1 protein-coding gene is annotated in these 7,597 nt (G+C 74.2%); it reads left to right on the top strand.

Annotated features, from left to right (window positions below; translation table 11 throughout):
• Positions 1 to 137: 137 nt before the first annotated feature.
• On the top strand, positions 138 to 7,597 hold a 7,460-nt coding region (locus tag AB0D66_RS23720; protein ID WP_362306888.1), incomplete at its 3' end, for a type I polyketide synthase.

Raw genomic sequence — 7,597 nt, 5'->3', positions numbered from 1 at the left:
AGGCCCCACGGCCGCGCCACCGGGCACACCAGGCCTCGTTGACCCGGGCTCAAGTGTTTGCCGATTGGCTGATCCGGTCCCCGTGTTGTGTCCGCGGGGACCGGAAAGCTCGCGGTGGCCGCGCAGAGAGGCGCTCGATGGTGTCGAATACAAACCAGGACCGGATGCAGGCTGCACTGCCCGCGATCCGCGCATTGCAGAAGCGCGCGGCGGACCTCGAGGCGAAGCAGTCCGAGCCGATCGCGGTCGTGTCGATGGCCTGCCGCCTCCCTGGCGGGATCGACACCCCGGAGGGCTTCTGGCAGTTGCTCGCCTCCGGCGGTGACGCCGTCGGCGGCCTGCCCTCGCGCTGGACCGGGCTGGACCTGTACGACCCGGATCCCGAGGCCGTCGGCAAGACGTACTCCCAGGACGGCGGATTCCTCGACGGAGCCGAGCACTTCGACGCCCCCTTCTTCGGCATCTCGCCGCGCGAGGCGCTCTCCATGGACCCGCAGCAGCGCCTGGTCCTGGAGGCCTCGTGGGAGGCCCTGGAGCGGGCCGGCATCCGCCCCGACGCGCTGATGGAGAGCCGTACCGGCGTCTACCTCGGCACGATGAGCTCCGACTACGGCCACCTGGGCCGCGATCTGGACGCCCTCGACGGATACGTGAGCACGGGCAAGGCCTCCAGCGTGGTCTCCGGCCGCGTCTCCTACACGCTGGGCCTCCAGGGCCCGGCCGTCACCGTGGACACCGCCTGCTCCTCCTCGCTGGTCGCCCTGCACCTGGCGGTGCAGGCCCTTCGCCAGGGCGAGTGCGAACTCGCCCTCGCGGGCGGCGTCACCATCATGAGCGCCCCCTCCCTCTTCGTGGAGTTCTCCCGCCTGAAGGGCATGGCGGCGGACGGCCGCTGCAAGTCCTTCTCGGCCGGCGCCGACGGCGCCGGCTGGGCCGAGGGCGTGGGCGTGATCGCGCTCAAGCGCCTGTCGGCCGCGCAGCGGGACGGCGACCGGGTGCTGGCCGTGATCCGCGGCTCGGCGGTCAACCAGGACGGCCGCAGCCAGGGCCTCACCGCCCCCAACGGCCCCTCGCAGCAGCGGGTGATCCAGGACGCGCTGGCCGCGGCCCGGCTGACCCCGGCGGACATCGACGCGGTCGAGGCGCACGGCACCGGCACCTCGCTCGGCGACCCGATCGAGGCGGGCGCGCTCGCCGAGGTCTTCGGACCGGGGCGCGAGGCGGACCGGCCGGTCTACCTGGGCTCGTCGAAGTCGAACATCGGGCACGCGCAGGCGGCCGCCGGTGTCATCGGTGTGATCAAGATGGTGCTGGCGCTGGAGCACGGCGTGCTCCCGAAGACCCTGCACGCCGAGGAGCCGACCCCGCTGATCGAGTGGGACACCAGCGGCCTCGAGCTGCTGAACGAGGCGCGTGCGTGGGAGCGGGGCGCCGAGCGCACCCGCCGCGCCGGCGTCTCCTCGTTCGGCCTGAGCGGGACGAACGCCCACGTGGTGCTGGAGGAGGCCCCGGCCCGGGAGACCGCCGAACCGGCCGCCGCCGGCCTGCCGGCCGGCCCGCTTCCGGTGGCCGTCTCCGGCCGTGACGAGGCCGCGCTGCGGGAGCAGGCGGGCCGTTGGGCGGACTGGCTGTCGACGCACGGCACCGAGGTCCCGCTCGCCGACATCGCGGTCACCGCCGCCCGGCACCGTTCGCACTTCGAGTCCCGGGCCAGCGTGGTCGCGGCCGACACCGAGGGTCTGGTGGAGGCGCTGCGGTCGCTGGCCGAGGGGACTGCGCACGACGCGGTGGTGACGGGCTCGGCCGCGCGCCGCGGCAAGGTCGTCTTCGTCTACCCGGGGCAGGGCTCGCAGTGGGTCGGTATGGGGCGTGAACTCCTCGCCTCCAACGCGGCCTTCGCGAAGACGATCGACGCCTGCGACGCCGCTCTGCGGCCGCACACGGGTTGGTCGGTGCGCGAGGTCCTCGCCGGGGAGGAGGGCGATCACCCGCCGTTCGACCGGGTGGACGTGGTCCAGCCCGCCTTGTTCGCCATGGGGGTCGGTCTCTCCGCCGTCTGGCGTTCGCTGGGCGTGGAGCCTGCCGCGGTCGTCGGACATTCGCAGGGTGAGGTCGTCGCCGGCGTGGTGAGCGGTGCTCTCACTTTGGAGCAGGGCTCGCAGATCGTGGCCCAGCGCTCTCAGGCGGTCCTGGCCTGCGCGGGTCAGGGCGGTATGGCCTTGATCGAGCGCCCGGTCGCCGAGGTCGAGGAGCTCATCGCCCCGTACGGCGACGCGCTGTCCGTCGCCGCGGTGAACACGGCCGGCTCGACGGTGATCTCAGGTCAGGCCGACGCCATCGTGAAGATCGTCGCGGAGCTCTCCGACCAGAACGTCTACGCCCGCAAGATCAATGTGGACTACGCCTCCCACAACGCCCAGATGGACCCCCTGCTGCCCGGTCTCGCCGCCGGGTTCGAGGGGATCGCCCCGACCGGTACGGACATCGCCTTCTACTCCACCGTGACCGGCCAGGTCGCCGACGGCACCGAGCTCGACGGCACCTACTGGTGCCGCAACCTGCGCGAGCCGGTCCGCTTCGACCGCGCCCTCGACCAGCTCCTGGACGACGGCCACGGCGTGTTCGTCGAGATCTCGGCGCACCCGGTCCTGTCCATGCCGCTGACCGACGGCAGCGCGGAGCGCGGCGGCATCGTCGTCGGCTCCCTCGCCCGCCGGCACGGCGAGCCGGCCCAACTGCTCCGCAACCTCGGCCTCCTCCACGTCCAGGGCCACCAGCTGAACTGGGACCGCGTCCTCGGAACCGGCACGGGAACCCTCGTACCGCTCCCCACCTACGCCTTCCAGCGCGAGCGCTACTGGCTCGAGTCCGACGAGCGGGCCGGCGACGTCCGTTCGCTGGGCCTCACCGCCTCGGCGCACCCCTGGCTCGGCGCGGTCACCGCGCTGGCCGACGGCGAGGGATACCTCTTCACCGGCCGGCTCTCCTCCGCGCAGTACCCCTGGCTCCGGGAGCACGCGGCCTTCGGTACGCCGCTCGTCCCCGGCACCGGCCTGCTCGAACTCGTCCTCACCGCCGCCCACCACGTCGGCGCCCCCGGCGTCTCCGAACTGGTCCTCACCGAGCCGCTGCTCGGCACGGACGGCGCGATCCGCCTCCAGGTCGCCGTCGGCGCCCCCGACGGCACCGGCCGCCGGCCCGTCGCGGTCTACAGCCTCCCGGAGAACGCCGCCGACGACGCCCCGTGGCGCCGGCACGCGGCCGGCTCCCTCTCCCACGCGCCGACCGCCGACAGCGACACGTTCGCCGAGCTGGCCCAGTGGCCCGTCCCCGGCACCCAGCCCGTCGACCTCGAAGGGTTCTACGACCGCCTCCGCGCCCGCGGGCTCGACTACGGCCCCGCCTTCCAGGGCCTGACCGAGCTCCACCGCGCCGGCGACACCGCGTACGCCCGGGTCCAGCTGCCGGAGGGGCTGAAGGCCGACGAGTTCGGCATTCACCCCGCCCTCCTCGACGCGGCCCTGCACGCCCTGGTCGGCGTCCAGGACACGGGCACCGGGACCGACACCTCGCAGGTGCTGCTCCCGTTCGAGTGGACGGGCGTCGAGCTCCTCGCCGCCGGTGCCACCGAGCTGCGCGTACGCGTCGCACTCGACCCCCGGCAGAACAGCGTGCGCGTCACCGCCACCGATCCGTCCGGCCGGCCCGTCGCCCACGCCGACGGGCTCCAGCTGCGCGCCGCGGGCGCCGATCAGCTCAAGGCCACCGAGACCGCCGACCACCTCTACCAGGTGGCCTTCCAGGCCCCGCCCGTGCTGGAGGAGGCCCCGCAGGACGGCCCGACCTGGGTCCTGGGCGAGGATGCGCTCGGCTTCGACGCCGCCCACCCGGACGCGGGCGCGCTGCTCGCCGCCATCTCCGCCCTCGGCGCCGACGAGGACGCTCCGGAGCGCCTCCTCGTCGACGCCACCAGCCTGATCGGCACGACGGCCCTCGCGGAGGCCACCGCCGGGCTGGAGCTGCTGCAGCGCCTGCTCGCCGAGCCCCGCCTCGAACAGACCGAGCTGATCTGGCTGACCCGGGGCGCGGTGCACGCCGACGGCCCCGTGCGCGACCTCGTCCGCGCGGGCCTGTGGGGACTGCTGCGCACGGCCCGCAGCGAGCACGCCGACCGCGTGATCCGCCTCGTCGACATCGACGCCGAGCCGTCCGCCGTGGCGGCGGACGTGGCGCGCGCCCTGTCCGTCACCGGTGAGCCGGAGCTGGCGGTGCGCGGCGGCGAGGTCCGGGTGGCGCGTCTGGTGCGTGCGGAATCCGGCGGGGAGCTGCCGGAGTTCGCGGCGGACGGATCCGTCCTGGTGACGGGTGGTACCGGTGAGTTGGGCCGGGCGGTTGCCCGTCATCTGGTGTCGGTGCACGGCGTACGTCATCTCGTACTGACGTCCCGGCGGGGCATGGAGGCTCCGGGGGCCGGTGAGCTGGTGGCCGAGCTGGAGTCGGCCGGCGCCGAGACCGTGCGCATCGTGGCGGCGGACGTTGCCGATCGTGCGCAGGTCACCGGCTTGCTCGCGGATACGGACCGGCCTTGGACGGCCGTGTTCCACCTGGCTGCCGTGCTCGACGACGGTCTGCTGGTCTCGCAGGACGCGGAGCGTCTGGCCCGGGTCTGGCAGCCGAAGGCCGAAGCCGCGCTGCACCTCCACGAGCTGACGCAGGGTCTGGACCTGGCGGCGTTCGTGCTGTTCTCCTCCGCCGCCGGTGTCCTCGGCGGCGCGGGCCAGAGCAACTACGCCGCCGCGAACACCTTCCTGGACGCCCTCGCCGCCCACCGCCGGGCGAACGGACTCCCCGCGACGAGCCTGTCGTGGGGGCTGTGGCAGCAGGCCGGACAGGGCCTGACCGCCACCCTCGGCCAGGCCGAACTCGCCCGGCTCCGCCGCCAGGGCGTCGCCGCTCTGAGCGAGGCGCAGGGCCTGGCGGCCCTGGACGCGGCTCTGGCCTCGGCCCAGCCGCACCTGGTCCCCGTACGCCTCGAACTCACCTCGCTCCAGCGCGAGCTGGACGGGGGCGGGGCGGTCCCGGCCCTCTTCCGCGGCCTGCTGCGGGCCCGACGCCAGCGGGCCGGGCAGTCCGCCGGCACGCCGACCGGCCTGCGCGACCAGCTGGCCGCACAGCCCGAGGGCGAGCGGCTCACCTCGCTGATCCGGCTGGTGCAGCGCGAGGCCGCCGTGGTCCTCGGTGTCGCGACCGCTGAGGGCATCGGTGCGCAGCAGGTCCTCAAGGAGCTCGGCATCGACTCCCTGATGGCCGTGGAGCTGCGCCGCCGCCTGTCGTCCGAGACCGGGGTCACGCTGCCCTCCACCCTCGCCTTCGACTACCCGACCCCGACCGCCATCGCCGGCCTGCTCCTCGACAAGCTGGACCTGACCGGCGGCAAGGCCAAGGCGAAGGCCAACGCGCTCCGCCACACCGCGACCGCCCCGGCCGCCGACGACCCGATCGCGGTCGTGTCCATGGCCTGCCGCCTCCCCGGCGGCATCGACACCCCCGAGGGCTTCTGGGAGCTGCTCGCCTCCGGCGGCGACGCCGTCGGCAGCCTGCCCTCGCGCTGGGACAGCCTCGGCGTCTACGACCCCGACCCGGAGGCCGTCGGCAAGAGCTACTCGCGCGAAGGCGGCTTCATCCAGGACATCGAGCGCTTCGACGCCTCGTTCTTCGGCATCTCGCGGCGCGAGGCCGTCTCCATGGACCCGCAGCAGCGCCTGGTCCTGGAGACCTCGTGGGAGGCCCTGGAGCGGGCCGGCATCCGCCCCGACTCGCTCAGCGAGAGCCGCACCGGCGTCTACCTCGGCGCCATGACCTCCGACTACGGGCACATGGGCCACGACCTGGACGCCCTCGACGGCTACACCAGCACGGGCTACGCCTCCAGTGTCGTCTCCGGCCGCGTCTCGTACGCGCTGGGCCTCCAGGGCCCGGCCGTCACCGTGGACACCGCCTGCTCCTCCTCGCTGGTCGCCCTGCACCTGGCGGCGGGCGCGCTGCGCCAGGGGGAGTGCGAACTCGCCCTCGTCGGCGGCGTCACCGTCATGAACAGTCCCGCTCTCTTCGTGGAGTTCTCCCGCCTCAAGGGCATGGCCCCCGACGGCCGCTGCAAGTCCTTCTCGGCGCAGGCCGACGGCGCCGGCTGGGCCGAGGGCGTCGGCATCCTGGTCCTCAAGCGGCTGTCCGCCGCCGAGCGCGACGGGGACGAGGTCCTGGCCGTGATCCGCGGCTCGGCCGTCAACCAGGACGGCCGCAGCCAGGGCCTCACCGCCCCCAACGGCCCCTCGCAGCAGCGCGTGGTCCAGGAAGCCCTGGACGCGGCCCGGCTGACCCCCGCCGACATCGACGCCATCGAGGCGCACGGCACGGGCACCTCGCTGGGCGACCCGATCGAGGCGGGCGCGCTGGCCGAGGTCTTCGGCCCCGACCGGGACGAGGACCGGCCCGTCTACCTGGGCTCCTCCAAGTCCAACATCGGGCACGCGCAGGCCGCCGCGGGCGTGGTCGGCGTGATGAAGATGATCCTCGCCCTCCAGCACGAGACCCTGCCCAAGACCCTCCACGTCGACGAGCCCAGCCCGCACATCGCCTGGGACGGCAGCGGCCTCGAGCTGCTGAACGAGGCGCGTCCGTGGGAGCGCGGCGCGCGGCGCACCCGCCGCGCGGGCGTCTCCTCCTTCGGCCTGAGCGGTACCAACGCCCACGTGATCGTGGAGGAGCCGCCCGCGGCGACTCCCGCTCCGGGCGCTTCGGCCGCCGCTGACGCACCGCTTCCGGTGGTCGTCTCCGGCCGTGACGAGGCCGCGCTGCGGGAGCAGGCGGGCCGTTGGGCGGACTGGCTGTCCGCGCGCACCGAGGTCCCGCCGGCCGATGTGGCGATCACCGCCGCCCGGCACCGTGCGCACTTCGAGTCGCGGGCCAGTGTCGTGGCCGCGGACTCCGCCGCTCTGGTGGAGGCGCTGCGCGCGCTGGCCGAGGGCGGCTCCCACGACGCGGTGGTGACCGGAACCGCGCGCGAGCGCGGCAAGGTCGTCTTCGTCTACCCGGGCCAGGGCTCGCAGTGGGTGGGCATGGGCCGCGAACTCCTCGCCTCCAGCAGCGTGTTCGCCGAGGCCGTCGACGCCTGTGATGCCGCGCTGCGGCCGCACACGGGCTGGTCGGTGCGCGAGGTCCTCGCCGGGGAGGAGGGCGACCACCCGCCGTTCGACCGGGTGGATGTCGTCCAGCCGGCCCTGTTCGCCATGGGCGTCGGCCTCTCCGCCCTCTGGCGTTCGCTGGGCGTGGAGCCTGCCGCGGTCGTCGGACATTCGCAGGGTGAGGTCGTCGCCGCCGTGGTGAGCGGTGCTCTCACTCTGGAGCAGGGCTCGCAGATCGTGGCGCAGCGCTCCCAGGCCGTGCTCGCCTGCGCGGGTCAGGGCGGTATGGCCCTGATCGAGCGCCCGCTGGCCGAGGTGGAAGGATTCATCGCCCCCTACGGCGACGCCCTGTCCGTCGCCGCGGTCAACACCACCGGTTCGACGATCATCTCCGGCCTCGCGGACGCGATCGCCAA

The organism is Streptomyces sp. NPDC048270 (assembly GCF_040652335.1).
In the GTDB taxonomy this organism is placed as follows: Bacteria; Actinomycetota; Actinomycetes; order Streptomycetales; family Streptomycetaceae; genus Streptomyces.
The sequence above is the reverse complement of the archived record's forward strand: the minus strand, read 5'-3'. Positions and strand labels throughout refer to the sequence as shown.